Raw genomic sequence first — 25825 nt, forward strand, 5'->3', positions numbered from 1 at the left:
CATGGACGGCATGACCTCCCGTATGCCCAAGCTCCCGCGTTCCGTGCTGCCCGCCCTCCGGCTGCCGGCCCTCCGGCTGCCCGCCGTCCGGCCGCCCGCCTTCACCGGCCGTCTGCACGACGCGAGAACGGCGACCTCGGTCGGCCGCTGGCTCGGTGCCGCCTTCGCCGTCTGCTTCGTGACCGGCATCGTCAGCCACTACCTGCAACACCCGCCGGACCGGCTCGCCGACCACCTGCCCACCCGGCCCGTGTGGGGCTACCGGCTCACGCAGGGGCTGCACGTCGCCACCGGTCTCGCGGCGATCGTGCTGCTCCTGGTCAAACTGTGGGCGGTGTACCCACGGCTCTTCGTCTGGCCGCCGGTGCGGTCCGTGCGGCACGCGCTGGAGCGGCTGTCCGTCGCGGTCCTGGTGGCCTCCGCCCTGTTCCAGGTGTTCACCGGGCTGCTCAACATCGCCGAGTGGTATCCGTGGCCGTTCTCCTTCGTACCGGTGCACTTCGCCGTGGCGTGGATCGCCACGGGCTCGATCCTGCTGCACATTGCGGTCAAGGCGCCCGAGATCAGGGCGCACTGGGGAAGGCGCTCGGAAGGGACGCTCGCCCTGCCCGCCGAGGACGCCGTCGACCGCCGCTCCCTCCTCCTCGGCACGGGCGCCGCGGTCGGCCTCGTCACGCTGACGACGGTGGGCCAGTCCTTCACCCCGCTCAAGCGCGTCGACCTGCTCGCCCCCCGGCACCCGGACCACGGCCCGCAAGGGCTGCCGGTGAACAGGACCGCCGCCGCAGCCGGCGTCTCGGAGCGGGGACTGCGGGCCTGGCGGCTCCAGGTCACCGGACCCCGCCCGTACGCGCTCACCCTGGAGCAACTGCGCGGGCTGCCGCAGCGACGGGTCCGGCTGCCGATCGCCTGCGTCGAGGGCTGGAGCGTCGACGCCCACTGGGAAGGGGTACGCGTGCGGGATCTCGTGGAGGCGGCGGGCGGACGGCCGGGCCGGGACGCCGTACGGGTCACCTCCCTGGAGGTGAGCGGCGCCTACCGGGTCATGGAGATGGGCGCGGGGTACGTGGAGGATCCGCTCACCCTCGTCGCCCTCGCCCTCAACGGGCAGGCCCTCTCGCTCGACCACGGCTTCCCGGCCCGGATCATCGCACCCGACCGGCCCGGGGTGCTCCAGACCAAGTGGGTCCACCGCCTGGAGGTGCTGTGAGGACGACGGACGTGGTGCGGTACGCGGCCGGTGCCGTCGGCGTCGCCCTCATCGGCGTCGGCGCGTGGCTCGTGGCGGCCGAGCCCGACCCGGCGGGCGTCCTGGTGTGGCTCGCCGGGGCGCTGGTCCTGCACGACGGGATCCTCGCGCCGCTGGTCCTCGCCGCGGGGCTGCTGCTCGTCGGGCGCCCCGACCGGGGCGTGCTGCGCGGGGCGCTGATCGTGGCGGGGAGCCTGGTGCTGATCACCCTGCCGCTGCTGATGCGGCCCGGCGACCCGCCCAACCCCTCCGCCCTTCCGCTGCCGTACGCGCGGAACCTCGCGATCGTCCTCGCCGCGGTGGCCGCGGCGACGGCGGCGGGGATGCTCCTGAGGCGGTGGCGGGCCCGTCCTCAGCCGAGCGCGGAGGACGACTGACGGGTGAGGGCCGCGAAGTGACGGCCGAGCAGGTCCCACCGCTCGGACACCGTCCAGCCCGCGGCGGCCGCGTGGGCACCCAGCGCGCGCATCCCGACCCGGGCCCACGGGAACGGCTCGCCCCGCCCGCCCCGGCCGTCGTCGACCCGTACCTCGCAGCGCTCGTCGACGTCCGCGGGCGCGCATTCGGCGATGACCTGGCCGGCGAGGGACACGCTCCGGCGCAGTCGGCGCAGCAGCGCGGCGGGATCACCGCCGATCCCGATGTTGCCGTCGATCAGGAGGGCCGTGTCCCAACGCCCCTCGCCGGGCAGGGGGTCGAAGACGGAGCGGCACAGGGCCGTACCGCCGAGCCGGAGGGTACGGGCGACCGCGTCCGGACTCACGTCGATGCCCAGAGCGCGGCGCCCTTCGGCGGCGAGGGCGGCGACGAGCCGCCCCGGACCGCAGCCGATGTCGAGGACGGTGCCGGGGCAGCGGTCCAGGACGGACAGGTCGGCCCGGTCGGGCGCCTCGCACCAGCGCTCGACCTCCAGCGGCAGCAGCCAACCGTCGTCACGGCGCAGGAACAGCGGGCCCCGCCCGGTGCGCAGGGCGTCGGCGTACGGGTCGGCGCGCCAGGCCGTCGTCGCGGTCACGCGCCGGCTCCCGCCGTCGTCGCGGTCAGCTTGTTCGCTTCCGCCGTCGTCGTGGTCACCTTGTTCGCTCCGGCCGTCGTTGCGGTCAGCGCGGAGTGCCGGGCGGCGAAGCGGGTGCCGGGCGACTCGGCGGCCACGAGGCGCGCGTCCTCGGCGGTGTCCACGTCCCGGAGGACGGGCAGGCCGCCGATGCGCAGCCCGGCCGCGCGCAGCCGCCGGTACTGGACGGCGCCGGTGTCGGGCGCCGACATGGGGACGCCGAGCAGGAGGGCGGGTGACGGGGAGGCGAGGCCGAGGGCCCAGAAGCCGCCGTCCACGGCCGGGCCGAACCAGGCGTCGTGCGCCTCCCAGCACAGCGCGGGAGCGAGGACGTCCGGTGTCACCTGAGGGGTGTCCATGCCGATGAGCAGGGCCGGCCCCGTACAGGCGGCGAACGCGGCGGCGAGCCGTACGTCGAGTCCCCCCGCCACCTGGGGGAGGACCTCGAAGCCCGACGGGAGCCAGGGCCCGGGCTCCCCGTCGAGTACCAGCACGTGCCGCTCCGCCGGGACGCGCGCGGCGGCGGCCAGGGTGTCGGCGAGGGCCGCCTCGGCGAGGGAAGCGGCCTCCTCGGGGGTGAACGGCGGCGTGAGGCGGGTCTTGACCCGCCCGGGGAGCGGCTGTTTGGCGATGACGAGGAGCGTGGTCACGGGCGGCCACCGCCGCTCGTCGCCGGCTCGTCGAGCACCCGGCGCATGTCGTGCACGGCCTGCCACGTGCCCTTCCAGGTGCCGGTGACCTTGGACCGGCCCGTCCGGGGGAGGTACGGCACGTCGACCTCGCGCACCCGCCAGCCCGCGTCCGCCGCCCGGACGACCATCTGGAGCGGGTAGCCGCTGCGCCGGTCCGACAGCTCAAGGGACAGCAGCGCCTCGCGGCGGGCCACTCGCATCGGTCCGAGATCGCGCAGCCGCAGCCCCGTCCGTCTGCGCAGCAGCCGGGACAGCGCCAGGTTCCCGGCCCGGGCCCGTACCGGCCAGACACCTCGACCGGTCGGGCGGCGGCGGCCCAGGACGAGATCCGCGGAGCCCTCGGACACCGTGCGCAGGAGTCCGGGGAGCAGGCCGGGGTCCAGGGACGCGTCGCAGTCGCAGAAGCAGACGAACTCGGCGTCGGCGGCCGCCAGTCCGGCATGGCAGGCGGCGCCGAAGCCGCGCCGGGGCTCGTGCACGACGGTGGCACCGAGGCCGGCCGCGATGGCGGCCGAGCCGTCGGAGGAGCCGTTGTCGACGACGATCGCCCGCCATCCGGAGGGGATGCGCGCCAGGACCCAGGGCAGGGCCTCGGCCTCGTCGAGACAGGGAAGGACGACATCTACGTTCAGGGAGGTCACGGCTCTCACCGTAGGAATCACGGGGCGGTTCGGGGCGGTGAAAGTCCTTACGAAACGCGGACGCCGTACGACGTCCGCCCGGCCGGCCGTGCCTGCCGCGCGGTGCGGATGCGAGGCTGTACGGCATGAGCGAGCGCAGCGCCGCCGGGAACGGGGGCCGGATCCTGGTGGTGGACGACGACCCGACGGTCGCCGAGGTCGTCACCGGATACCTGGAAAGGGCGGGCTTCGCCGTCGAGCACGCGGCCGACGGCTTCGACGCCGTGCGGCGCAGCGGCGAGCGACGGCCCGACCTCGTCGTGCTCGATCTGATGCTGCCGGGCCTCGACGGTCTGGAGGTGTGCAGGCGGCTGCGGGCCGCCGGGCCCGTACCGGTGATCATGCTGACGGCACGCGGTGACGAGGAGGACCGGATCACGGGGCTCGAAGTGGGCGCGGACGACTACGTCACGAAGCCGTTCAGCCCGCGCGAGCTCGTCCTGCGCGTCGAGTCCGTCCTCCGTCGAGGCCGCGCGGCGGCGACGACCGCGCCAAGGGGCGCGCTGCGCGCCGGCGACCTGGCCGTCGACCCCGGGACCCGCAGGGCCGTCAGGGCGGGCGGCGAACTCGCCCTCACCCTGCGCGAGTTCGACCTCCTGGCGTACTTCATGGAGCACCCGGGCGCGGCGCACAGCCGGGAGGCGCTGATGCGACAGGTGTGGGGCTGGGACTTCGGAGACCTCTCCACCGTCACGGTCCACGTCCGCCGCCTCCGCGCCAAGATCGAGGACGACCCGGCCCGGCCGACCCTGATCCAGACGGTGTGGGGCGTCGGCTACCGCTTCGAACCGGAATCCGCGAACGGCGCCACGCCATGAAGGACGCGACGGTAAAGGGCGCAACGCCATGAAGGACACCACGGGATGAAGGACGTCACGCCATGAAGGACGTCCTGCTCATCGCCGCGTTCGCCCTCGCGGGAGCCGTCTGCGCCGGGCTGGCCGGGGCGCTCGTGCTCCGCCTCGTGCGCCACCGCTCGGTCGCGGTCTCGCTGACGGTCGTCGCCGCCGTGACCGTCACGGCCATGCTCGCCGGAACGCTTGCCGTCGCCCGTGCCATGTTCCTCTCCCCGCACGACCTGTGGGTGGTGACCGTCGTCGTCGCGATGGCCGCCCTGGTGTCCCTGGGCACCGCCCTCGTCCTGGGCCGGTGGGTCGTCGCCCGCAGCCGTGCGCTCGCCCGCGCCACGCGCGCGTTCGGCGACGGGGGCAGCTTCTCGGCGCCCGACGGGGCGGCCACCGCCGAACTCGCCGCGCTCACCCGGGAACTGGCCGCCACCAGCGCCAAGCTCGATGCCTCCCGCCGCCGTGAGCGTTCCCTGGAGGCGTCCCGCCGGGAGCTCGTCGCCTGGATCTCCCACGACCTGCGCACCCCGCTCGCCGGGCTGCGGGCCATGGCGGAGGCCTTGGAGGACGGCATCGCCGCGGACCCCGCCCGCTACCACCGCCAGATCCGTACCGAGGTCGAACGCCTCACCACCATGGTCGCCGACCTCTTCGAGCTCTCCCGCATCCACGCCGGCGCGCTGATCCTCAGCCCCAGCCGCATGTCCGTGTACGACCTGGTCGGCGACGCGCTGAGCGGCGCCGATCCGCTCGCCCGCGCTCACGGGGTCCGGCTGGTGGGGGAGGAGGTCGACGCCGTTCCCGTCGACGTGGACGGCAAGGAGATGACCCGCGTGCTCGCCAACCTCCTGGTCAACGCCATTCGTCACACCCCCGCCGACGGCACCGTGGCGGTGGCCGCCGAACGCCGGGACGGTGTCGTCGTCGTGTCCGTCACCGACGGCTGCGGCGGCATCTCCGACGAGGACCTGCCCCGCGTCTTCGACACCGGCTGGCGCGGCACCGAGGCCCGTACCCCGCCCGCCGGCGCCGGCCTGGGCCTCGCCATCGTCCGGGGCATCGTCGAGGCCCACGCGGGCCGCGCCGCCGTGCGCAACGTGCCGGGTGGCTGCCGCTTCGAGGTCACGCTGCCCGCCGCGGCGGGCTGAGAACAACTCCCGTACGGGACGCCGAGCCGAGCGGCAACGGCCACCGGACGGTGCCGTCGAGCCGAGCGGCGACGGCTACCGGACCACGGCCGCCGAGGCCCGTTGTCCGGCGCGGGCGAACTCCGTCATCCCCTCGCCGAAGCCGACCTCGGGACGCCAGCCGAGCTCCCGCCGCAGCCGCGACGAGTCGGCCGTGATGTGCCGTACGTCGCCGAGCCGGAACTCCCCGGTCACCACCGGCTCCGGGCCGCCGTGCGCCAGGGCCAGCGCCGTCGCCATCTCTCCCACGGTGTGGGGGTCCCCGCTGCCGGTGTTGTACGGGGTGAGGGCGCCGACGGGCAGCTCCGCGGTGGCCTCCAGCGTGAGTACGTTGGCCGCCGCCACGTCCTGTACGTGGACGAAGTCCCGGCGCTGGCCGCCGTCCTCGAAGACGCGGGGCGCCTCGCCGCGGGCGAGCGCGGAGCGGAAGAAGGAGGCGACGCCCGCGTAGGGCGTGTCCCGGGGCATCCCCGGGCCGTACACGTTGTGATAGCGCAGGGACACGGCCGTTCCCCCGACGGTCCGGGCCCAGGCGGCGGCCAGGTGCTCCTGGGCGAGCTTCGTCGTGGCGTACACGTTCCGGGGGTCGGCCGGTGCGTCCTCGCCGACCAGCCCGGGGCGCAGGGCGCACCCGCAGTCGGGGCAGTACGGCTCGAAGCGCGCCGCCGCCAGGTCCTCGGGGCGGCGGGCCGCGGGCCTGACCGGGCCGTGGCGGGGGCACTCGTACCGGCCCTCGCCGTACACGACCATCGATCCCGCGAGGACGAGCCGCCGCACCCCGGTCTCCGCCATGGCGGCGAGGAGGACGGCCGTGCCCAGGTCGTTGCAGCTCACGTACGCGGGGGCGTCGGCGAAGTCCTTGCCGAGACCGACCATGGCGGCCTGGTGGCAGACCGCGTCCACACCGCGCAGCGCCTCCCGGACCCCGGCGGCGTCCCGGACGTCCGTACGGAGGAACTCCGCGTTCGGCGGCTCGGGCAGGGACGGGTGGGCGCTGGGCAGCAGCGCGTCCAGGACGACCGGCTCGTGGCCCGCCCTTGCCAGCGCCGTGACGATGTGCGAGCCGATGAAACCGGCTCCTCCGGTGACGAGTACACGCATGCCGAGCACGCTACGGACCGCTGCCCCGCCGCGGGGCGGCACGCGCCGGGACGTAAGACTTCCGTCATGGGGCCGGATCTGCGCGTATCCGGCCACCCGTTCCTTTGGCCGGACCGTCCGACGGTCCGGCTAAAGGAGCGGGCGGCCGTCGTAGACCGAGAGGGACGAGTGCGCGGCGGGTCCTCCGTCGGATCCCGCCGGGGGAGTCGTGCGGCTGCCCAGCATGACGGTGAGTATCAGGGCAAGCAGGGCGATGACGGCCAGTACCGCTGCCGCCACGACCCGTGGACTGCGTTTCGAGGTCCGGCCGCCGCCCGCGGAGGCCTCGGGCACCTCGGGTCCGCGGGGGGTGTGGGGTACGGGGGGCACGTGCGGGAACTGCTTGTTCAGCGCGTCGATCCGGGTGGCGAGGGCGGGGTCGTCGTGAGTGAGGCGGCGCTCGATCGCGTCGAGAATCCGCTGGTCATCGGTGGAATAGCTCATGGTGACCGCCCTGGTGCCGACCGGAGCAAGCGGACGAACCCGTACGGGGGACGTCCCTCCTCCTCCCAGTCTGCGCGCCTTGCCCGGTGATCACAGAAGGGCCGGCCCGGGTGCGGGCCGGCCCCTCGTCGGTGTCCGGGGAGCGGGTGCGGGGGCTCGGAAGCCCCGGCGCGGGGCTAGAAGCCCTTCACCACCCAGTCCTGGACCTCAGGAGTGGGGCTGCCCTGGGTCCACAGGGTCAGCCAGACGCCGTTGCCGAAGGAGTTGCCCTTCGGCGTGATGGCCTTGCCGTAGGCGTTGACGGCACTGCCGTCGGCCGACGGGGAGAACCGCTGGACGTCGCTGGAGGGGTTGCACGTCCACAGGGTCAGCAGCGCGCCGTTGGTGTTCGCGCCGTTCGCCTCGGGGGTGATGCACTTGCCGCTCGCCTTGTGGACGATCAGGCCGTTCTCGTACTTCCAGCGCTGGGCGTCCGCTCCCGTGCAGGTCCACACCGTGATCGGGGTGCCGTTGGCGGTGCCGTTGCCCTGGGGCGTCGCGCAGACGGAGCCCGCCTGGTGGTAGTTGGTGAGCCAGCTCCAGCCGTCGACGGGCTTGCCGGCGTCGGGCTCGATGTTGAAGACGACCCTGCGCGGTCCGCTGGAGTCCACCAGTGCCTCGTTGGCGCCCCAGAGCCGCTTGGCGAGGGGGTCCCAGGAGAGGCCCTGGGTCAGCTGCGGCGCCTGGGTGAGGACGTGCGGCGCCTCGCCGGGCTTGGCCACGTGGATGCAGGAGTAGAGCTCGGTGCCGCCCGGCCAGTAGGTCGGGCAGGTGCCGCTCATGTAGTAGTTGGTGCCGTCCGTGGCCGTGCCCTGGATGCCCCACACGGGAGAGGTGTAGCCCGTGGTCTCCGAGGCCACCGTGGTGGGAAGGCCGGTGCCGAGGGCCGACAGGGGCCAGCGGACGATGCGGGCACCCGCGCCGCTCCGGTTCTCCACCGAGACCAGGGCCGGCGTCGTGCCGGAACGGTCGACGCTCAGGCTGCTCAGGCACAGCTCCTGGTTGACGCCCGGACCGCAGGCACGGGGGCTGTTGTTGACCCAGGCCGTGGAGGGGTTGTCGACCGCGGCGGTGCTGATGGTGCTGTAGCGGGCGACGAGCGGCATGGCCCAGAGGTGGAACCGGGCGGAGGTCTTGCCCGTGTTCAGGCGGGTGAAGGAGCTCGTGGTGTCGTTCATGCGCCACATGCGGGTCAGGTCGAAGACCTGGAGCTCCGCACCGTTGGCGACGAACAGCCGGTTGCCGTACCAGGCGACGCCGTCCGAGTGCGAGGTGTACTCAAGGGGCTTGAAGTTGCCGCTGACCGGCTCCACCAGCGCGATGTGCCCGTACTTGACCTGGCCGCCGGTCGACTCCGTGATCGTGACCCGCGCGTAGTCCTCGACGGTCTCCGGGGTCCGGTCCTTGACCCACGTGCCGTGGTACCAGGCGGTGGCGGTGAGGGAGCGGCCCGCATACAGTCCGTCGGCGGTGGCGGCATGCGAACCCGCGAAGCCCTGCGGCATCCAGCCACCGCCGCCGTCCGCGTAGTTGGACCGGTCGTCCTCGTCGTCCCAGCAGAACCCGTCGGGCTTGAGGGCGCCGTTCAGTCCGGTGGCGTGACACAGCCCCGGTCGTCCCGTACGGGTGCCCAGGACGTCGGTGACGGACGCCTTGGCGACTCCGGCGGCCTCGGCGGAGTCGATGAGTCCTGTCTTGTCGCCGTCCACGCGGGTCAGCTTGAAGTTCGCGGTGAACGGGTCCAGGCCCGAGGCGGCCTGGGCGGGCTGCGCGGGGAGCAGGACGGAGGCGGCCACGGCCGCGCCGAGCGCGAGCTGGGCGAGGCGGTTTCTTCGTCCGAACGTAAGTTTCATTCGGGCAGGCTAAGCACCGCGGGCTTGTCATGATCATCTTCTTCACGGGGTCTTCACGCAGGTCACAGGGTCTTTCCAGGGTTCGCGGCGGATACCCGGCGGTACCTCCAAGGGCGCGGCGCGGCCGTTGGCGGATCGGCCGTGCGGGGCTCCGCGGGCGCGCCTCCTCTCCGCATTCGCCATGCATGGAGTGCGTGCATCGGCCTGCCGCGGCCTGCACGGCCGCACATCGCTCCGCATCGGCGCGTATCGGTGGGATGACCGATGTGCCGGGCGCGCGGGCGCGGCCATAGTCCTCGGGAGATCGTTTGCGGGCGCCCGGGTGCGCCCGGTTCTTCGAAGGGACCTTCTGTGGATACGTATGCGGACCTGGTGTTTCTCGGTGGACGGGTGGTCACGGTCGACGCGGACTTCTCCGTCGCCTCGGCCTTGGCGGTGACCGGCGGGATCATCAGCGCCGTCGGCGGACAGGACGACGTGGCGCCGTTCGTCGGACCCGCCACCCGCGTCGTCGACCTGCGGGGGGCGACGCTGCTTCCCGGGATCAACGACTCCCATCTGCACGGATGCGCCTTCGGCATGGCGACGCCGCCGCTCTCCCTCGACGTCGCCCACCCCGCCGTGTCCTCCCTCGCGGACGTGGCCGGCGTGGTGCGGGAGGCCGTCGGGCGGGTACCGGCCGGGCAGTGGATCACCGGGCACGGCTGGGACACGGGCTACCTCGACGAGTGCGTCGCCGACCCGTCGCGGCAGCCCTCGCTGCACGACCTCGACCGGGTGAGCCCGGACCACCCCGTCGTCCTGTACTCCTTCTCCGGCCACGCCACCTGGGTCAACTCCAAGGCGCTGGAGCTCATCGGCATCGACCGGCACACCGTCGCGCCTCCCGGCGGGGCCATCGTCGTGGACGAGGCGGGGGAACCGACCGGGCTGCTCCACGAGGGCGCCCAGGCCCTCGTCCAGAACGCGCTGCCCCCGCTCGGCCGGCAGGAGCGGACCGACGCGATCAGGTCGACCCTCGCCACGCTCGCCCGGCTCGGCGTGACCAGCTACACCGAGCCCGGGCTCGGCCCCGGCGGCGACGGCATCATGCGCGGAGCGCTCGGCGGGGAGACCCTCGACGTCTACCGGCGGCTCCTCGCCGACGGCGAACTGACCGCCCGCGTCGGCGTCCTCCTCCTGCCCACCGGCATGGCGAGCACCGCCGAGGAGTTCGCCCACACCCTCACCGCCCTCGGCGCCCCCGCGGACACCGGCGACACCGATCCGCGCCGCCTCGCGATCCACGGCGTCAAGATCTTCGGCGACGGCATCGTCCCCAACAAGACGGCCTGGATGCACGAGCCGTACGTCGGCGGCGGCTGCGGCTCCCTCTGCGTCGGCGGCGAGACCGACGCCGACCGGATCGCCGAGATCGACGCCATGATCCGGCACGCCCACGCCGCCGGGTACCAGCTGGGCGTCCACGTCACCGGCGACCGGGCCGGCGACACCGTCGCGGAGGCCTTCGCCGCGGCCGTGACCGAACACCCGCGGGCCGACGCCCGCCACTACGTCATCCACGGCGACTTCCTCACCGCGCACAGCATGAAGCTCCTCGCCGCCCACGACTTCGGCGTCAACATGAACCCCACCATCAAGTGGACCGTCGCCGACATGGAGGAGGAGTTCGTCGGCACCGGACGCGCCGCGTACGCCTGGCCCTACCGCGACGCCCTCGACGCCGGCGTACGCGTCGCCAGCGGGTCCGACGCCCCCGTCACGCACCCGGACTGGCGCCAGGGCGTCGCCACCATGATGCTGCGCGAGTCGAAGGCCACCGGCCGGGTCAGCGGTCCCGAGCAGCGGATCGGCCTGGCCGAGGCGATCCGTACGTACACGATCGACGCGGCCTGGCAGGACTTCGCCGACGACTGGAAGGGCTCCCTGGAGCCGGGCAAGGCCGCCGACCTGTGCGTGCTCGACGGGGACCTGCTCACCGCCGACCCCCACGACATCCCGGACATGCCCGTCGTCCTCACCGTCATGGACGGGCGCGTCGTGCACGACACGCTGCGCGATTGACGTATTCCGGGCACGTGATCATCCTGGGGGGATGGCAGCGGAGCGGAGCACGGCGGACATCCTGGACGCGGCCGTCCACGTCCGTGAGGCCGCCAGGAGCGCCACGAGCGGGGCGGCCGGCGTCGACACGGTCCTGGCGGCGCTCTCCGAGGTGATGGCGTACGACCACGCCTCGCTGGCCCGCTGGGATCCCCGGCGCCGGTGCCACACCACCCTCGCCGGGAGCTACCCCGACGACGTCACGGCCTACATCGAGACCCGCCTCCACCACGACCCGGTGTTCCCCGTGCTCCGCGGCCCGGACCGGGGCGGGCTCTGGCTCGGGGACGTCCCCCGGCACCTCCTCGCGGCGTCGCCGGGCTTCCAGGACGTACTGAGTCCCCTCGGGATCGACGGCGGTGTGGCCCAGTGCCTCTTCGCCGCCGACGGCCGGTACGTCGGCATGCTGAACGTCAGCACCCGGGGGCGACGGCGCACCCCCGACCCGGCACGCGCCGTGGTCACCCTGCTCACCGAGGCCCTCGCCGCGACCGTCGACGCGGCCGTCGACGATCGCGGGGGCGCGCGGCGGCCGGGCGGGCTCTCGCCGCGGGAGCTCCAGGTGCTCGCCGAGCTGACCGTCGGCCGCACCAACCGGGAGATCGCCGAACGGCTGTACATCACCCCGCGCACCGTGGGTACCCACATCGAGCACATCCTCGCCAAGCTCGACCTCCCCAACCGCGCGGCCGCCGCCGCCCGGGCCGCCGCCTGGGGAATCGAACCCCCGCGCTGACGCGAGCCCGCGGAGCGGGGGACGAGCTGACCTCCCGGCTGATCGTCCGGTCGTGTGCGGCCCGAAGGGGTGGTCGGGGGTTCGGCGCCCTCCTCGACGAACGCCCCGGCATCGCCCGGAAGTTGCCGGCCCTGACCGCCGACCGTGCGCAGGCCAGGCCCTACCCCGCACCACCGGGCCCCGAGTCCTGGAAGGCGGCGGGCAGTGGGCGGCTCGTGGCCAGGGCCGCGCACACGAACGCCGAGGCGCGCCTGAGGAACGTGCGGCTCGTCATGCCCCAGCACAGAACCGGCGCTCGGCTCCCTGGAGTGGGCAGGCCCCCTCGCGGAGCCCCGGCGGGACGTGGCCGCTCCGGTCTCAGCCCAGCTGGATGTCGTCGCCCGAGTGCGCAACGCGCAGGAGTGCCGTCGTGATCACGGTGGCCTCCTCGTCCGTGAGGTACCGGCCGAAGTGCTCCCGGATGCCGCGCATGTAGGCGGGCGCGGTCGCGCGCAGGGCCGACCTGCCCTCGTCGGTGATGACCGCCCACGTCACGCGCTTGTCCGTGGCGTCGGGCTGCTTGCTCACCAGGCCTGAGCGGGCCATCTCGTCGACGAGGCGGCTCACCCGGGTCCTGCTGAGCACCACGCGCTCGGCGACCTCCTGCATGCGCAGGCCCTGCTCGCCGGCCCCGCGGAGCTCCAGGAGTACGTCGTACCAGGTGAGCGGGACACGGCCGTCGCGCTGCACATCGCTCTCGATGGCGCGTACGGCGGCGTTGTGGGCCAGCAGCAGGGCCCGCCATGCCTCGACCCGGTACTCACCTTCTCTCATGACCATGACGAGAAGTATAGCTTGTGTGCGCACGCACGGACTATTAGAGTGTGTGCAGACGCACGGACTATTTCATGATTGAGGGAGGCCACCCATGGCTCAGCGGATCTCGCGTGACGAGCTGAAGAAGAAGATCGACGAGAACCTGGTGACGGTGCTCGAGGCGCTGCCGGCGCAGTACTACAACGACAAGCACCTGCCCGGAGCGCTCAACCTGCCGCACGACCAGGTGGACGCGCTCGCGCCGACCCTGCTTCCGAACAAGGACGCGGAGATCGCCGTCTACTGCGCCAACAGCCCCTGCCCGAACTCGGGCATCGCGGCCGACCGCCTGGTCGAGCTGGGCTACACCAACGTGTTCGAGTACTACGAGGGCAAGGACGACTGGGTCGAGGCGGGCCTGCCGACCGAGTCCGTCGCCTGACCGAAGGAGCGTACGGATCATGACCACCGCACCCACTCGTACCGTCGACGGCGTGGAGCTGCCCGCCGCCGGCTCGTGGAAGGTCGACCCGGGTCACACCGAGGTCGGCTTCGTCGGGCGACACTTCATGCTGACCAAGGTCCGCGGGCGTTTCACCGGAGTCGACGCCACTCTCGTCATCGGCGAGCGTCCCGAGGACAGCAAGGTCACCGCGGTCATCGACGTGGCCAGCGTCGAGAGCGGTGACGCCACGCGCGACGAGCACCTGCGTTCCGCGGACCTCTTCGACGTGGAGAAGTACCCCAAGGCCACCTTCGTCTCCACCTCGGTGACGTGGGACGGCAAGGCCGGCACGCTCGTCGGCGACCTGACCATCAAGGACGTCACCCGCCCGGTGACGCTCGCGGTGGACTACCTCGGCTACGCGCGCGACCCGTGGGGCAACGACCGTACGGTCTTCTCCGCCCACGGCAAGGTCAACCGCGAGGACTGGGGCCTGACCTGGAACATGGTCCTGGAGACCGGCGGCATCCTCGTCTCCAAGGAGATCGAGCTGTCCCTCGACTTCGAGGCGATCCGGGAGAGCTGACCGCTCGGTGAGGGGCCTCGGTGCGGTGGTACCCCCGCACCGGGGCGCCTTCGTCGTGCCCTGACGTGTCGGGGCGGGAGGCCGCGTCAGCGGTCGATGACGCGTCTCACCAGGGTGAGCAGCGAGTTCCGGATGCGTTCGGGGCTGAACTGCCCCTGTCGCAGGGCGTGCTGGAGATCGGAGTCCAGGGGCGCGAGCAGCAGGTGGGCCGTGCAGTCGGCGTCGAGATCCGGGCAGGCCTCGCGGAGCATCAGCGCCAGGTGGACGCGCCAGAAGCCGTACGACCCTATCCGGTAGCGGGCGCCCGGCGCGGCCGTCTCGGAGAGCCTCAGCAGCTCCAGGTTGTCGTCCAGGAGGTCCAGGTACGCGTCGAAGAACGCCACGACGCGATCGGCGGCCGGGGCGTCGGGCCCCAGCGGCGGCGGTCCGAAGAGGATGCGCTCCTGAAGCCGGCTGTCCTGGGTGTCGAGCAGCGCGGCGGCGAGCCCCGCCTTGCTGCCGAACCTGCGGAACAGCGTGCCCTTGCCCACGCCCGCCTCGGCCGCGATGCGGTCCATGGACACGCTCTCGACCCCGTGGAGGTCGAACAGCGTCCGGGCCGCGGCCAGGATGCGCAGCCGGTTGCGCGCGGCGTCCGACCGCTCCGGTGCCGCCTCGGGGACGGCAAGGGGACAGCTGTCCGGCGACGCGTGCTGCACCTGGGGGCCTCTCGGTTCACGCTCCGTGGGGGTCCCGGTGGGGGCCGGGTGGCGTCTGCGCAGTTTACGGCCAGGAGCCCCCGGGCGGCCGCTGAGTGGTCGCGACCCGCCCGGCTCCGGATCGCTTGTCCCGCCGCCGCCGCATGTGGCAGAGTCGCCCCCAATCGGACCGCAGTCCGTTTACGGGGGAGATACATGTCTGGAACCGGTTTCCGATATTGCATCGCAGCCGTCGATGAGCGCCTCGGCCCCTGCCCGTAGCGGCAGTTCCCCCACCGTCCGTCTGTGACGGTCCTCCGTGTGCCCTGGGGCCGCGGCTCGCGGCAGCAGCCCCCCGGCGCACGAGCAGAACCGTGGCGCCCCGCGCCACGCCGGCACGTTCCCGCACGCGCTCACCCGTATGCCGTACGCATGGAGGAACCATGACCGCGCACGCCGGCACGACCATGAGCAGCCAGGAACTCCTCGACCTCACGCAGCACGAGATCCAGGCCCTGCTCACCGAGTTCAACCTCGCCGACGCCCACACCCACCAGCGCCAGTCCGCCGCCCAGCACAAGATCGTGGCCCGGCTGCCCGAGCTGTGGTACGAGGCGGAAGAGGGGCTCCAGGCCACCTACGAGCAGCGGTTCATGGAGGCGTTCTTCCGCCTCCACCGCCAGCCCACCGCGCTCGCCAAGAAGAAGACCCTGCTGTCGTACGCCGCCTCCATCTCCACCATGGTCGTGGCGATGTACCTCAAGCAGCAGCGCATGGCCGTGACCCTCGTCGAGCCCTGCTTCGACAACCTCCACGACGTCCTGTCGAACATGGGCGTCCCGCTGTACCCCGTCGAGGAGTCGGCACTGCACGACCCCGACCGGATCTACGCCGAGCTCAAGCGCCGGGTCCGCACCGACGCGCTCTTCCTCGTCGACCCCAACAACCCCACGGGGTTCAGCCTGATGCAGCACGGGCGCAAGGGCTTCGAGGAGGTCGTCCGGTTCTGCAAGGACCACAACAAGCTGCTCGTCATCGACTTCTGCTTCGCCTCCTTCACCCTCTACGACCCCGAGCTCGCGCGGTTCGACGTCTACGAACTGCTCGAAGAGTCCGGGGTGCGGTATCTGGCCATCGAGGACACCGGCAAGACCTGGCCGGTGCAGGACGCGAAGGCGGCCATGCTCACGGCCAGCGACGACATCAAGGAGGAGGTGTACAACCTCCACACCAGCGTGCTCCTGAACGTCTCGCCGTTCGTGCTCAACATGCTGACCCAGTACGTGGAGAACTCCGAGGCGGACAGCCTGGCCTCGATCCGCGACGTCCTCGACGTCAACCGGGCGGCCGTCAGGGAGGCCCTCCGGGGCACGATCCTCGAATACCAGGAGCCGGTCGCGAAGACCAGCGTGGCCTGGGCCAGGATCCAGCACCCCGACCTGACCGCGACGGAACTCCAGCGGGAGCTGCGGGAGGTGGGCGTGTACGTCCTGCCCGGGCGGTTCTTCTACTGGAGTCAGCCGGGCCGCGGCGAGCCCTTCGTCCGCATGGCCCTCGCGCGCGAGCCGCAGATGTTCGCCGGCGCCATGAAGCGGCTGCGGGAGGTGCTGGACCGTCATGCCCACTGACCGCACCGGCGCCGAAGGCGCGGAGGACCCGGCCTGTGAGGCCGCCCGGGACGACTTCATCGACGCGGCGCTCTTCCTCGGCATGCACAGCGCCGACGACGGCCTGCGCATCGCCGCCAAGGCCTTCTTCGTACGCCACCTCGAAGGGCGCGTCGTGATGAGCCTGGAACAGGTCGGCCGCTGCGACGACGTGATCTGGGGCTACTCGCGCGAACTCCAGGACCTCTACTACCCGTTCATGGACCACCTCCACACGGTCATGGACATCAGCCGGGAGGGATACGACCGGGCGGACGTCCACCTGGCCCTCTCCGACTCCGACACCCCGCAGCGACTCCCCTTCATCGACCGGATGCTGCTCGGCCAGGTGATCAACCGCAAGGGACTGCTGCACACCGTCGCCCCCAGGGAGTCCGCCTTCGAGGGGCTGCCCGTCCGCGCCGTGGCCGCCTGGCCCGCCGGAGCGCCGGAGCCGTCCTTCCCCGAGCCGCTGGAGCGGCTCTACCAGGAATCGCTCGCCCTGCGCCTGCCCCTCGGGCACGGCGCCGCACCCGAGGGAGTCTGAGATGAACCAGGGAGTGATCACGGCCCTGGTGACGCCCCTCTCCGAGACCGGCGAGGTCTCCGAGAGCGGGGTCGCCCGACTGCTCGACACCCTCCGCCCCCACGTCGACGGCCTGCTGCCCAACCTCAGCACCGGCGAGGGCCGGTGGCTCACGGACCACCAGTGGGAGGCGATGCTCGGGGCCACGGTGCGGCACGCAGGCGGACTGCCCGTCCTCGCGGGCGTCCTGCGGCCCACCACGGAACAGGTCGTCGAACGGGCCCGCGTGGCCGCCGACCTCGGCGCCCACGGGCTCGTCGCGACCAGCCCGTACGGCACCGGCGTCACCCAGGGCGAGATCTACCGCCACTTCGCGGACCTCGCCGAGCACAGCGGCCTACCCGTGATCGTCTACCACGGCACCGAAGTCTCCGGGAACGCCGCCGACTTCGACACGCTGCTGCGGATCTGCGAGATCCCCTCGGTCGTCGGCGTCAAGGACTCCTCGGGCAGCGCCGCCTTCACCCGGCGCCTCGTCGAGGCCCGGCCAGGCGCCCGCGTCCTCGCCGGCCTCGAACACCTCCTGCTCGACTCCGGCCCCGTCGACGGATACGTGGTGGCACTCGCCAACGTCGAACCGGCCCTGTGCGCCGACCTGTTCGCCGGCCGGCTGGCGCATGCGGAAGAGACCCTCGCCGACGCCTGCACGCGCTACGGCCTGGAGAAGGACGACTGGTACCGCTGGGTCAAGGCCGCGCTGTACCGCAGCGGGGTACTGGAGACCGACAGGACCGTGAACACCGGGGAGGCCACGTCGTGAGCACGGCAACGGACAACGCCCAGACCTCCCCCCGCACCGCCGGCGCGGAGTCGGCGCACCGCGAGCTGTTCCGGCACAACCGCGGGCTCCTCGACTCCCGCCTGCTCGCCCGCGTCGAGGAGATCGAGCGGGACTGGATCCTCCCGCTCGTGGACTCCCTCGACTCCACCGGCGAACCGGTCCCCGACCGGGCCGCCTGGCAGCGACTCCTCGACGGCCTGCTCGCGGAGGAGCGGACGGGCAGCCCGTCCGCCGAGTACCTCGCCGAGCACGCCACCCGGGAGGAATTCACCTTCGTCGTAAGGGAGTTCGCGCTCGACGGGCTCACCGAGGCGCAGAACTTCTTCCCGGCCGTCCCCCGGCTCCCGATCAAGGCCCAGATGGCCGTGATGCGGGTCCTCATCGACGAGTTCGGCTGCGGCAACCTCCAGCAGGCACACTCCCAGCTCTACCGGCTGCTCCTGGCCGAGCTGGGCCTGCCGCAGGAACCCGAGGGCTTCCTCGACACCACCGGCGACGAGACCTTCCAGTTCCTCAACGTCTTCTACTGGCTCACGCAGCGCGCCCCGCACGTCGAGTACTTCCTGGGCGCCCTCGCGTACCTGGAGGCGTCCATCCCGGACGCGTTCACCCACCAGGCCCGGGCCTGCGAGCGGCTCGGCATCCGGCAGGGCCGCTACTACACCGAGCACCTGCACATCGACACCTTCCACATGCAGGAGATGCAGCTGGCCATCAAGGAGTGCGAGGCGGCGTACGGCCTCGACCCGGCCCGCCTGTGGACCGGGGCCCGGCTGCTCTCCCGGCTGATCGGCGGCGCCTTCGACGCCGCCGTGGCGCGGTCCCGGGAGCTCACCGACCGGGCGGCGGCATGACGGGCCGCGATCCGGCCGCCGAGCCGCCGTCCCTCAGGGAACTCCCCGGCGACCGGCTGCGCGTCCGCGCCGCCGGCCAGGAGTTCGTGATCGACGCCTCCTGTCCGCACCGCAAGGGCCGGCTCGTCCACGGTCACGTGAACGAAGGCACCCTGCGCATCAGTTGTCCGCTCCACCACAGCAGCTTCGACCTCACGACCGGCTGTCCGGTCCGCGGTCCCGGCGACGACCCGCTGACCGTGTACCGGTCGGGGATCTGGCCCGGCTACTACGGAGCCGAGCAGGTCTGGCTCCCTGCCTCCGAGCAACTCCTCGAATGGGGCGAGGAGTTCCACGAGCTGATGCTCGGGGACGATCTCCGGATGGCCGCGTTCAGAACCGCGATCACCGAGGCCGTACGCCCCGGGGACGTCGTCCTCGACCTCGGCACCGGCACCGGCATCCTGGCCCGGTGGGCCCTGGAGGCCGGGGCGGCCCGGGTGTACGGGATCGACCTCAACGAGAAGGTGCTCGCCACGGCGACCGAGCGGCTCGCCGAGGCGGGCTACGCCGACCGCTTCGTCCCGCTGTCCGGGCTCTCCTTCGACCTGGAGCTGCCGGAGCGGGTGGACATCGTCATCTCCGAGATCATGGGGAACCTCGCCGACAACGAGAACTTCTCCGCGATCCTCGACGACGCCCGGGAGCGATTCCTGAGGCCCGGGGGCGTGATGCTGCCGAGCCTGGTGGACAGCTTCCTGGTCCCGGTGACCGCCGAGTCCGCCCACGCGCAGCTGACCGCAGAGGGGCCGCGGGACGCGGGCGGGCCGGAGGCCTTCGCGGCCCTGCTCGCCGCCCGGGGCGCGGCGGACCCCTTCTCCCTGTACTACGACACCGTCCTGCCGATCACCGGCCACCTCGCCTCGCCCCGGCTGATCCGGCGCTACGCGCCGATGGGGACCCCGGAGACGGGCACCGAGACCTCGTACCGGGTGCCGCTGGCGTACACGGTCCAGCGGGGCGGGGTGTTCACCGGCTTCAAGGGCTACTTCGTCGCCGAGCTCTCGGACTCCGTCGCCCTCGACATCTCCGGGGACGACATCGAGGGGCGCACCACGTCCGACAGCTGGAAGCACTGCTACCTGCCGGTCGAGCGGCCGGTACGGGTGCGGCGCGGCGACCGGATCGCGCTGACGTTCAGCCGCCGGGGCGGCCGGGACGGCAACCCCTTCGGGCAGACCTACAGCTGGGAGGGGCAGGTCCTCTCCGGCTCCCGGGTGGTGGACCGGTTCGCCCACAGAACCGGCCCCGCCGCCGACTGATCAGCGCAAGACTGGTCAGCGCACGACCGATCACCGCGAAGAAGCATTCGAGTTTCGAGTACGGGGGAGTACCGCAGAACATGAACAGCAGCACAGCATTACCGACCGAGCGCCACGGGGACGGCAGGCCGGTCCGGACGTACGACGTCGTCGCCCTCCATGTGCCCATCGCGTACAACGAGTTCGGTGACCACGACCGCAACGGCGCCCTGTACGTCCTGGCCTCGGACGCACCGGAGCTGAGGGAGGTCGCGGCCACCTGGCCGGAGCCCTTCCCCAGCTATCTGGAGCACCCCGAGCTGGTGCCGGGGCCGAACCCGCTCGCCCGCCCGCTGGTCCTGCGGGTCCGGCGCGGCGAGCGGCTGCGGGTCCGGCTGACCAACGAGCTCGCGCGGCCCGCCGGCATCACCCTCCAGGGAGTCCGGTACGACGTCCGCACCATGGACGGACTCGCCGCGGGCGCCAACCCGGACAGCAGCGTGCCGCCGGGCGGCACCCGCGTGTACGAGTGGGTGTGCGAGCACGAGGGGGTGTTCCACTTCGGGGACATGTCCGACGCCCGGGGCGAGGGGACGCAGAGCCACGGCATGGTCGGCGCGGTGGTCGTCGAGGCCCCCGAGGCCACCTGGACCGACCCGGAGACGGGCGGACCGCTGGCGACGGGCCTGTACGCGGACATCCATCTGGCGGACCGCAGCTTCCGCGAGTTCGTGATCTTCATGATGGAGTACCCGAGCAACGACAACCCGGCGGTCCCGCCGCCGATGCCCGGACACGGGCACGGCGGGGGACACGACGGGGGTCATGACGGCGGCCACGCGGCCGCCGCCGCGGCCGGGATCTACCGGCCCTCCGCCGCCGGCTCCCCGGCGGCCGGACCCGGCACCTCCGACACCGTCGACGACCTGACACCGCTCAACATGGCGATGCTCCCGGTCAACCACCGCATCGAGCCGATGGAATGGCGGATGCACCGCTACCAGCAGCTCCTCGACGAGGGCCGCATCGACCCGGTGCGGGACGCCGTGCTCGGGGAGGAGGTGCACCACAGCTCCTGGCTGTTCGGCGACCCCTCCACGCCCGTCCTGCGCGGCTACTCCGGCGACCCCACGGTCATCCGGCTCGTCCACGGCGGCATGCGCGACACCCATGTCTTCCACACCCACCTGCACCAGTGGCGGGTGCGGCCGGACGACGAGAACGCCCCGATCGTCGACTCCGTCAGCATCGGCCCGCAGGAGGCCATGACCCTCGAACTGCTCGGCGGGCTCGGCTCGGCGCAGGGCGCGGTCGGCGACTCCATCTGGCACTGCCACATGTACGTCCACTTCCACATGGGCATGTGGGGGATGTTCCGGATCTTCGACACCCTCCAGGACGGCACCGGAGGCTACCCCGACGGCCGGCCGATCCAGCGGCTCGTCCCCCTGCCCCACCGCGAGGCGCCACCGGTCCCGACGCCCGAGCGCCCCGGATTCCCCGGGTTCCTCGCCGAGTCGGCCACCTACCCGCAGAAGAACCCCCGGCCGCCGCGGACCCCGCTCCAGCCGCCGGGCATGGGACGCGAGCCCACCCCGCTCGAAGCGGCCGCGTTCGTGGCGGACCCGCAGCCCGGCGAGGCCTTCACCAAGGTCGGGCCGCCCGACGCGCCGGTCCGCCGCTACGACCTGGTCGTCACCAACGGCACCCTGCACTACTACGGCGACCCGACCGACGAGCACGCCACGACCTGGCACGACCACAACGCCCACTTCTACGTCCTGGCCGAGGAGATCGAGGAAGCGGGCGGTCTCGTCGAGTTCAAGCGCCAACTGGCCGCGGGTGAGAGGACCCTTGAGCCGCTGGTCATCCGGGCCAACAAGGGCGAGGTCCTCGAACTCACCCTGACCAACTCCCTGCCGACCGGCCCCCAGGAGGAATCCGCCTTCGACCCGAAGCTGCCCTTCCAGCCCGAGTGCGGACTCCACACCCACCTCGTCAAGTACGACCCGCTCGTCTCCGACGGATCCGCCGTGGGCTGGAACTACCTCTCGGCGACCACCACCGCCGACCAGGGAGCCGAGGCGAACGGGCAGTACAACTCCTGGACCTACCGCTGGTACGTCGACGAGGACTTCGGCACCGTCCTCTTCCACGACCACCTGCTCGCCAACTACCGCCAGCGACACGGGCTGTTCGGCGCACTCATGACCGAACCGGAGGGCGCCGTCTGGGTCTCGCCCGACGACCACGAGAAGGAACTGCGGCGCGGCACCCAGGCCGTCATCAAGACCGCCGACGGGTCGGCGCACCGCGAAATGGTCCTGGCCATCGGCGACTTCGTCCCCATGGTCAAGCACGGACACGGCGATCACGGCGGCCCGATCAACCCGCCACCGTCCCCCGGGGCCCCCGACGACCAGGGCTCGATGGGCGTCAACTACCGCAGCGCTCCGCTGTCCGAGCGGGGCGGCGACCCGGCCCACTGGTTCTCCAGCGCCGTCCACGGCGACCCCGGGACCCCGCTGCTCCGCGGCTACCCCGGTGAGGACCTGCGGGTCCACGTCCTCCAGGGCTCCCACGACCTCCAGCACAGCTTCACCCTCTCCGGGGCCCGCTGGCGCGAGTGGGCGGGCCGCGAGGACACGGCCTGGCGCAACCAGCAGACCTTCGGCATCTCCAACGTCGCCGAACTCGCCCTCGCCCCCACCCTCGGTCCCGGCGACCACCTGTGGTCGTTCGGCGCGGCCAACGACCTGTGGCTGGGCTGCTGGGGACTGCTGCGCCTGTACGGGCGTCCGCAGGCCGACCTGCCGCCGCTGCCCGGCCGGACCCCCGACGCCCCGCCGCTGCCCCCGCGCCGCCGGGTCCGCCGGCACACCGTCCGGGCCCGCGCCGAGGTCATCGCGTACAGCCCGCTCCGTACCGACCCGTACGGGCTCGTCTTCACGGCCGACGGCGACGGCGGCCCCGAGGAAGGCCCGCTGGTCCTGCGCTGCCGGGCCGGCGAGTGGGTGGAGGTCACCCTGATCAACGAGCTGGACGGGCCGCCGCCCGCGAGCCCGCTGGACCCGCGGCTGATGAACGAGGCGGACCCCGGGGCCAGGACGATCTCCGGCCGCGTCTCCCTGCACCCCACCCTGCTCGACTTCGACGTGCGCACCGACGACGGCGCCCACGTCGGCCGCAACGCCGACACCACCGTCAAGCCGGGGGCCTCCCGCACATACCGCTGGTACGCGGGCGAGCCCGGTGTGGTGCTGCTCCGCTCCCACGCGGACGTGATCTCCCACCCGCGCCGCGGCCTGGTCGGCGTGCTCGTGGTGGAGGAGGCCGACGCCACCCCGTACGACCCCGACACCGGCCTGGAGCGCTGGACCGGCGAGCGGGCCGTGGTCCGCAGGCCGGATGCCGAGCCCGTACGGGAACTTGTCCTGGTCTCCCAGGACGGCCTGCGGCTCTACCACGACGGGGACCTCACCCAGCCGGTCACCGACCTGTTCTCGGACAGCCCCGACGACGCGGGCCAGAAGGCGTACAACTACCGCAGCGCCGCCCTGCACCCGCTGGACCCGGTGCTGTCCGACCCGGAGCCGCCGACCCCGCTGCTCACCTGCCGCGCCGGCGACCAGGTGGCCGTCCATCTGGCCGTCGCCTCGCACCGGATGCGCAACCAGGGCTTCACCGTGCACGGCCAGGTGTGGGACGCCTCGGAGACGGGTCTCGGCTGGTACGTGTCGACCCTCGGCGCGCTGGCCTCCGGGAGCACCCGGACGGTGCGCTTCCGCGCCCAGCATCCGGGCGACCATGTGTACCGCACCGGGAACCTCCACTGGGGTGTCAGTGAGGGCTGGTGGGGGCTGATCCGCGTCGAGGAGGCACCATGACCGACACCATCACCGACAGCACGACCGGCGGCACGCCGGGCACGGACGGGCAGGCCGATCCCCGGCTGCCCGCCGCACCCGACACGATCGCCGTGTATACCGACCTCAACTGCTCCTTCGCGCACGTCGCCGTGCACCGGCTGCACGAGACCCGGCGGCGCCTCGGTCTCGAAGGGCGCGTCTGGTTCGACCTGCGGGCGTTCCCGCTGGAGCTGTTCAACCTGGAGGTCAACGCCCGGCCAGGGGTGGACTCGGAGATCTCCGTCCTCGGCGCGCTGGAGCCGGAGGCCGGCTGGCGGCTCTGGCAGGGCCCCGACTGGACGTACCCGGTGACCACGCTGCCGGCCCTGGAGGCGGTCCACGCCGCCAAGGCCCAGAGCTGGCACGCCAGTGAACAGCTCGACCGGGCCCTGCGCCGTGCCTTCTGGGCCGAGGGCCGGTGCATCTCCCAGCGTCACGTGATCCTCGACGTGGCCGAGGAGACGGGCGCGGTGGACGTGACGGCCCTCGCCGAGGCCTTCGACGGCGGCACCGCCCGGCCGGAGATCATGGCCCAGTACGAGTCGGCGCGCGACGGGCGGGTCAACTGCAGCCCGCACGTGTTCCTGCACGACGGCACGGACAGCGCCAACCCGGGCATCCGGGCGCGCTGGGTCAACGGCGACTTCGGCGTCGGCTTCCCCGTCATCGACGAGGACCGCCCCGAGGTCTACGAGAAGCTCCTGACCCAGGCCGCGGGCCTGCTGTAACACTGGTGGGCGCCCTCGGTCCCGTGCCCCGGGACCGAGAGCGCCCACCTTCGCGTGGGGCGGGTGACCCGATCCGCCGGGGAATGGCTGGGCGGGCGTCGCCCCGCGTTCACCGGCGGGACATCGAGGCCCTCCGTAATGCAGGAGTTGTATGGACAACAGTTGTTCATACAGCTTGGCCTCGCCCCCACCCCTCATGGAGTACGCGTGACCTCCGCTGCCCGCGCCGCGATCCTCGTCGGCGCCCTCGGCCTGACCGCCCTGTCCCTCACCGCCTGTGGCGCCGCCCCCACGAAGGACGCCGCAGGCGCCGACGGGAAGAACCTCGCCACCGCGGCCTCCGCCGCCGACGCCGGCGGCATGGAGGCCCTGGTCGCCGCCGCGAGGAAGGAAGGCACGCTCAACGCGATCGCCATCCCCCGGGACTGGGCGAACTACGGCGCGATCATCGACGGCTTCACCGCCGAGTACGGCATCAAGGTGAACGTCGAGAACCCCGACGGCTCCAGCCAGGACGAGATCAACGCGGTGAAGTCCCGCAAGGGCCAGGACCGCGCGCCCGACGTCCTCGACCTCGGCGCCTCCTTCGCCCAGGCGGCGGGCGAACAGGGCCTCACCGCCCCCTACAAGGTCGCCGCCTTCGACAAGATCCCCGCGACGCAGCGCGACCCGCAGGGCCGCTGGTTCAACGACTACGGCGGCTACGTCTCCATCGGCTGCGACGCCAAGCGCGTCAAGGTCTGCCCGCAGACCTTCGCCGACCTGCTCAAGCCCGAGTACAAGGGACAGGTCGCCCTCAACGGCAACCCGACCAAGTCGGGCTCCGCCTTCGGCGGCGTGTACGCGGCGGCCCTCGCCAACGGCGGCTCGTTCGACGACATCAAGCCGGGCATCGACTTCTTCGGCAAGCTGAAGAAGAACGGCAACTACAACCCGGTCGAGTCGACCCCCGCCACCGTCGAGAAGGGCGAGACGCCCATCTCCATCGACTGGGACTACCTGAACGCCGGCTACGCCGAGCAGTTCGCGTCCAAGGGCGTCGACTGGAAGGTCGCCGTCCCCACCGACGGCGTCTACGCCCAGTTCTACTCGCAGGCCGTCAACAAGGACGCCCCGCACCCGGCGGCCGCCCGCCTGTGGCAGGAGTACCTCTACAGCGCCGAAGGCCAGAACCTGTGGCTCAAGGGCTACGCCCGGCCCGTCCTGATGCCGGCCATGGAGGCCGACGGCACCCTCGACAAGACGGCCGCCGCCGCGCTGCCGAAGGTCACGGGCACGCCGGCGTTCCCCACCGAGCAGCAGACGTCGAAGGCCAAGGAGACCCTGTCGCAGGGCTGGTCCGCGGCCGTCTCCGGGTGACCCGTCGATGACTCCGCACTCCACCACCACCCCGTCCGGGGCCGGGCGCGCGCCCGCCGCGCGGGCCGCCCCCGCGGGGCCCGGGGCCCCCGGGGGCCCGGACACAGGGGGGGGGGGACCCGGCAACCCGGCGGGGGCGCGGGCGGCCCCGGGCCCCC

Annotated in this window: 24 protein-coding genes; 16 read left to right on the plus strand and 8 right to left on the minus strand. The window is 72.7% G+C overall.

The window, feature by feature from the left end; translation table 11 throughout:
• Window positions 1-10 precede the first annotated feature (10 nt).
• Window positions 11-1210, plus strand: a complete 1200-nt coding sequence (locus tag ACFC0G_RS29010; protein WP_376408480.1) for a molybdopterin-dependent oxidoreductase — start codon at window positions 11-13, stop codon at window positions 1208-1210.
• On the plus strand, window positions 1207-1626 hold the full coding sequence (locus ACFC0G_RS29015; RefSeq protein ID WP_376408483.1) for a hypothetical protein: 420 nt from the start codon (window positions 1207-1209) through the stop codon (window positions 1624-1626). The genes ACFC0G_RS29010 and ACFC0G_RS29015 overlap by 4 nt, the downstream gene beginning before the upstream one ends.
• Here ACFC0G_RS29015 and ACFC0G_RS29020 read toward each other — a convergent pair.
• From ACFC0G_RS29020 to ACFC0G_RS29030, 3 genes are read right to left on the minus strand one after another with little or no spacing between them, the layout of a single operon-like run.
• The gene (locus ACFC0G_RS29020) at window positions 1602-2264 is read right to left on the minus strand and encodes a class I SAM-dependent methyltransferase (protein ID WP_376408486.1); all 663 of its coding nucleotides are present in this window, start codon (window positions 2262-2264) and stop codon (window positions 1602-1604) included. The genes ACFC0G_RS29015 and ACFC0G_RS29020 overlap by 25 nt on opposite strands.
• Window positions 2261-2953 (minus strand): DUF2064 domain-containing protein, encoded by a 693-nt coding sequence (locus ACFC0G_RS29025; RefSeq protein WP_376408488.1) that lies wholly within the window; start codon window positions 2951-2953, stop codon window positions 2261-2263. Before ACFC0G_RS29025 ends, ACFC0G_RS29020 begins: the two co-directional genes overlap by 4 nt.
• The gene (locus ACFC0G_RS29030; protein ID WP_376408491.1) at window positions 2950-3645 is read right to left on the minus strand and encodes a glycosyltransferase family 2 protein; all 696 of its coding nucleotides are present in this window, start codon (window positions 3643-3645) and stop codon (window positions 2950-2952) included. The genes ACFC0G_RS29025 and ACFC0G_RS29030 overlap by 4 nt, the downstream gene beginning before the upstream one ends.
• A 116-nt stretch (window positions 3646-3761) precedes the next feature.
• On the opposite strand from ACFC0G_RS29030, the gene ACFC0G_RS29035 reads away from it, so the two are divergent.
• Window positions 3762-4493 (plus strand): response regulator transcription factor, encoded by a 732-nt coding sequence (locus ACFC0G_RS29035; RefSeq protein WP_376408494.1) that lies wholly within the window; start codon window positions 3762-3764, stop codon window positions 4491-4493.
• A gap of 62 nt (window positions 4494-4555) precedes the next feature.
• On the plus strand, window positions 4556-5668 hold the full coding sequence (locus ACFC0G_RS29040; RefSeq protein ID WP_376408496.1) for a sensor histidine kinase: 1113 nt from the start codon (window positions 4556-4558) through the stop codon (window positions 5666-5668).
• Window positions 5669-5743: 75 nt separating this feature from the next.
• Here ACFC0G_RS29040 and ACFC0G_RS29045 read toward each other — a convergent pair whose 3' ends face one another.
• The 3 genes from ACFC0G_RS29045 to ACFC0G_RS29055 all read right to left on the minus strand — a co-directional run bounded on the left by ACFC0G_RS29045 (window position 5744) and on the right by ACFC0G_RS29055 (window position 9183).
• Window positions 5744-6808: an NAD-dependent epimerase/dehydratase family protein gene (locus tag ACFC0G_RS29045; RefSeq protein WP_376408499.1), complete on the minus strand. Its 1065-nt coding sequence runs from the start codon at window positions 6806-6808 to the stop codon at window positions 5744-5746.
• A 129-nt stretch (window positions 6809-6937) separates the two neighbouring features.
• Entirely contained in the window at window positions 6938-7291 is a 354-nt protein-coding gene (locus ACFC0G_RS29050) for a DUF3040 domain-containing protein (protein ID WP_376408502.1), read from the minus strand.
• A gap of 176 nt (window positions 7292-7467) precedes the next feature.
• Window positions 7468-9183 (minus strand): RICIN domain-containing protein, encoded by a 1716-nt coding sequence (locus tag ACFC0G_RS29055; protein WP_376408504.1) that lies wholly within the window; start codon window positions 9181-9183, stop codon window positions 7468-7470.
• A gap of 351 nt (window positions 9184-9534) precedes the next feature.
• Here ACFC0G_RS29055 and ACFC0G_RS29060 point away from each other — a divergent pair, with 351 nt between their 5' ends.
• Both ACFC0G_RS29060 and ACFC0G_RS29065 read left to right on the plus strand, forming a co-directional pair.
• Entirely contained in the window at window positions 9535-11247 is a 1713-nt protein-coding gene (locus ACFC0G_RS29060; protein ID WP_376408506.1) for an amidohydrolase, read from the plus strand.
• Window positions 11248-11278: 31 nt separating this feature from the next.
• Complete coding sequence (locus ACFC0G_RS29065) at window positions 11279-12022, plus strand: LuxR C-terminal-related transcriptional regulator (protein WP_376408508.1); 744 nt, start codon at window positions 11279-11281, stop codon at window positions 12020-12022.
• Between the two features lie 357 nt (window positions 12023-12379).
• On the opposite strand, the gene ACFC0G_RS29070 is transcribed toward ACFC0G_RS29065, so the two are convergent.
• Entirely contained in the window at window positions 12380-12841 is a 462-nt protein-coding gene (locus ACFC0G_RS29070) for a MarR family winged helix-turn-helix transcriptional regulator (RefSeq protein WP_376408511.1), read from the minus strand.
• 88 nt (window positions 12842-12929) lie between these two features.
• Between ACFC0G_RS29070 and ACFC0G_RS29075 the strand changes: the two genes are divergently transcribed.
• Both ACFC0G_RS29075 and ACFC0G_RS29080 read left to right on the plus strand, forming a co-directional pair.
• The gene (locus tag ACFC0G_RS29075) at window positions 12930-13259 is read left to right on the plus strand and encodes a rhodanese-like domain-containing protein (RefSeq protein WP_024754989.1); all 330 of its coding nucleotides are present in this window, start codon (window positions 12930-12932) and stop codon (window positions 13257-13259) included.
• Window positions 13260-13278: 19 nt separating this feature from the next.
• Window positions 13279-13848, plus strand: coding sequence for a YceI family protein (locus ACFC0G_RS29080; RefSeq protein WP_376408514.1), 570 nt, complete (start codon window positions 13279-13281; stop codon window positions 13846-13848).
• A gap of 86 nt (window positions 13849-13934) precedes the next feature.
• Here ACFC0G_RS29080 and ACFC0G_RS29085 read toward each other — a convergent pair whose 3' ends face one another.
• A complete protein-coding gene (locus tag ACFC0G_RS29085) occupies window positions 13935-14546 on the minus strand; it encodes a TetR/AcrR family transcriptional regulator (protein WP_376408517.1) in 612 nt (203 codons plus the stop codon).
• 422 nt (window positions 14547-14968) lie between these two features.
• Here ACFC0G_RS29085 and ACFC0G_RS29090 point away from each other — a divergent pair, with 422 nt between their 5' ends.
• From ACFC0G_RS29090 to ACFC0G_RS29125, 8 genes are all read left to right on the plus strand, one after another.
• Window positions 14969-16153: an aminotransferase class I/II-fold pyridoxal phosphate-dependent enzyme gene (locus ACFC0G_RS29090; protein WP_376408520.1), complete on the plus strand. Its 1185-nt coding sequence runs from the start codon at window positions 14969-14971 to the stop codon at window positions 16151-16153.
• On the plus strand, window positions 16143-16718 hold the full coding sequence (locus ACFC0G_RS29095; protein WP_376408523.1) for a DUF6190 family protein: 576 nt from the start codon (window positions 16143-16145) through the stop codon (window positions 16716-16718). The genes ACFC0G_RS29090 and ACFC0G_RS29095 overlap by 11 nt, the downstream gene beginning before the upstream one ends.
• A gap of 1 nt (window position 16719) precedes the next feature.
• The gene (locus ACFC0G_RS29100; RefSeq protein WP_376408526.1) at window positions 16720-17517 is read left to right on the plus strand and encodes a dihydrodipicolinate synthase family protein; all 798 of its coding nucleotides are present in this window, start codon (window positions 16720-16722) and stop codon (window positions 17515-17517) included.
• The gene (locus ACFC0G_RS29105) at window positions 17514-18392 is read left to right on the plus strand and encodes an iron-containing redox enzyme family protein (protein WP_376408528.1); all 879 of its coding nucleotides are present in this window, start codon (window positions 17514-17516) and stop codon (window positions 18390-18392) included. Before ACFC0G_RS29100 ends, ACFC0G_RS29105 begins: the two co-directional genes overlap by 4 nt.
• Window positions 18389-19693 (plus strand): methyltransferase domain-containing protein, encoded by a 1305-nt coding sequence (locus ACFC0G_RS29110; protein ID WP_376408531.1) that lies wholly within the window; start codon window positions 18389-18391, stop codon window positions 19691-19693. Before ACFC0G_RS29105 ends, ACFC0G_RS29110 begins: the two co-directional genes overlap by 4 nt.
• Before the next feature lie 80 nt (window positions 19694-19773).
• Complete coding sequence (locus ACFC0G_RS29115; RefSeq protein WP_376408533.1) at window positions 19774-23559, plus strand: multicopper oxidase domain-containing protein; 3786 nt, start codon at window positions 19774-19776, stop codon at window positions 23557-23559.
• The gene (locus ACFC0G_RS29120; protein ID WP_376408536.1) at window positions 23556-24308 is read left to right on the plus strand and encodes a DsbA family protein; all 753 of its coding nucleotides are present in this window, start codon (window positions 23556-23558) and stop codon (window positions 24306-24308) included. Before ACFC0G_RS29115 ends, ACFC0G_RS29120 begins: the two co-directional genes overlap by 4 nt.
• A 138-nt stretch (window positions 24309-24446) precedes the next feature.
• The gene (locus tag ACFC0G_RS29125) at window positions 24447-25667 is read left to right on the plus strand and encodes an ABC transporter substrate-binding protein (protein ID WP_376408539.1); all 1221 of its coding nucleotides are present in this window, start codon (window positions 24447-24449) and stop codon (window positions 25665-25667) included.
• The last annotated feature ends 158 nt before the right edge of the window (window positions 25668-25825 follow it).

Origin of the sequence: Streptomyces sp. NPDC056169 (genome assembly GCF_042268445.1) — a bacterium.
In the GTDB taxonomy this organism is placed as follows: domain Bacteria; phylum Actinomycetota; class Actinomycetes; order Streptomycetales; family Streptomycetaceae; genus Streptomyces.

Coding starts and splice junctions, on each gene's coding strand:
- ACFC0G_RS29010 (WP_376408480.1), top strand. CDS start 11: ATGACCTCCCGTATGCCCAAGCTCCCGCGTTCCGTGCTGCCCGCCCTC.
- ACFC0G_RS29035 (WP_376408494.1), top strand. CDS start 3,762: ATGAGCGAGCGCAGCGCCGCCGGGAACGGGGGCCGGATCCTGGTGGTG.
- ACFC0G_RS29040 (WP_376408496.1), top strand. CDS start 4,556: ATGAAGGACGTCCTGCTCATCGCCGCGTTCGCCCTCGCGGGAGCCGTC.
- ACFC0G_RS29045 (WP_376408499.1), bottom strand. CDS start 6,808: ATGCGTGTACTCGTCACCGGAGGAGCCGGTTTCATCGGCTCGCACATC.
- ACFC0G_RS29050 (WP_376408502.1), bottom strand. CDS start 7,291: ATGAGCTATTCCACCGATGACCAGCGGATTCTCGACGCGATCGAGCGC.
- ACFC0G_RS29055 (WP_376408504.1), bottom strand. CDS start 9,183: ATGAAACTTACGTTCGGACGAAGAAACCGCCTCGCCCAGCTCGCGCTC.
- ACFC0G_RS29065 (WP_376408508.1), top strand. CDS start 11,279: ATGGCAGCGGAGCGGAGCACGGCGGACATCCTGGACGCGGCCGTCCAC.
- ACFC0G_RS29070 (WP_376408511.1), bottom strand. CDS start 12,841: ATGGTCATGAGAGAAGGTGAGTACCGGGTCGAGGCATGGCGGGCCCTG.
- ACFC0G_RS29075 (WP_024754989.1), top strand. CDS start 12,930: ATGGCTCAGCGGATCTCGCGTGACGAGCTGAAGAAGAAGATCGACGAG.
- ACFC0G_RS29080 (WP_376408514.1), top strand. CDS start 13,279: ATGACCACCGCACCCACTCGTACCGTCGACGGCGTGGAGCTGCCCGCC.
- ACFC0G_RS29090 (WP_376408520.1), top strand. CDS start 14,969: ATGACCGCGCACGCCGGCACGACCATGAGCAGCCAGGAACTCCTCGAC.
- ACFC0G_RS29095 (WP_376408523.1), top strand. CDS start 16,143: ATGCCCACTGACCGCACCGGCGCCGAAGGCGCGGAGGACCCGGCCTGT.
- ACFC0G_RS29100 (WP_376408526.1), top strand. CDS start 16,720: ATGAACCAGGGAGTGATCACGGCCCTGGTGACGCCCCTCTCCGAGACC.
- ACFC0G_RS29110 (WP_376408531.1), top strand. CDS start 18,389: ATGACGGGCCGCGATCCGGCCGCCGAGCCGCCGTCCCTCAGGGAACTC.
- ACFC0G_RS29115 (WP_376408533.1), top strand. CDS start 19,774: ATGAACAGCAGCACAGCATTACCGACCGAGCGCCACGGGGACGGCAGG.
- ACFC0G_RS29120 (WP_376408536.1), top strand. CDS start 23,556: ATGACCGACACCATCACCGACAGCACGACCGGCGGCACGCCGGGCACG.
- ACFC0G_RS29125 (WP_376408539.1), top strand. CDS start 24,447: ATGCAGGAGTTGTATGGACAACAGTTGTTCATACAGCTTGGCCTCGCC.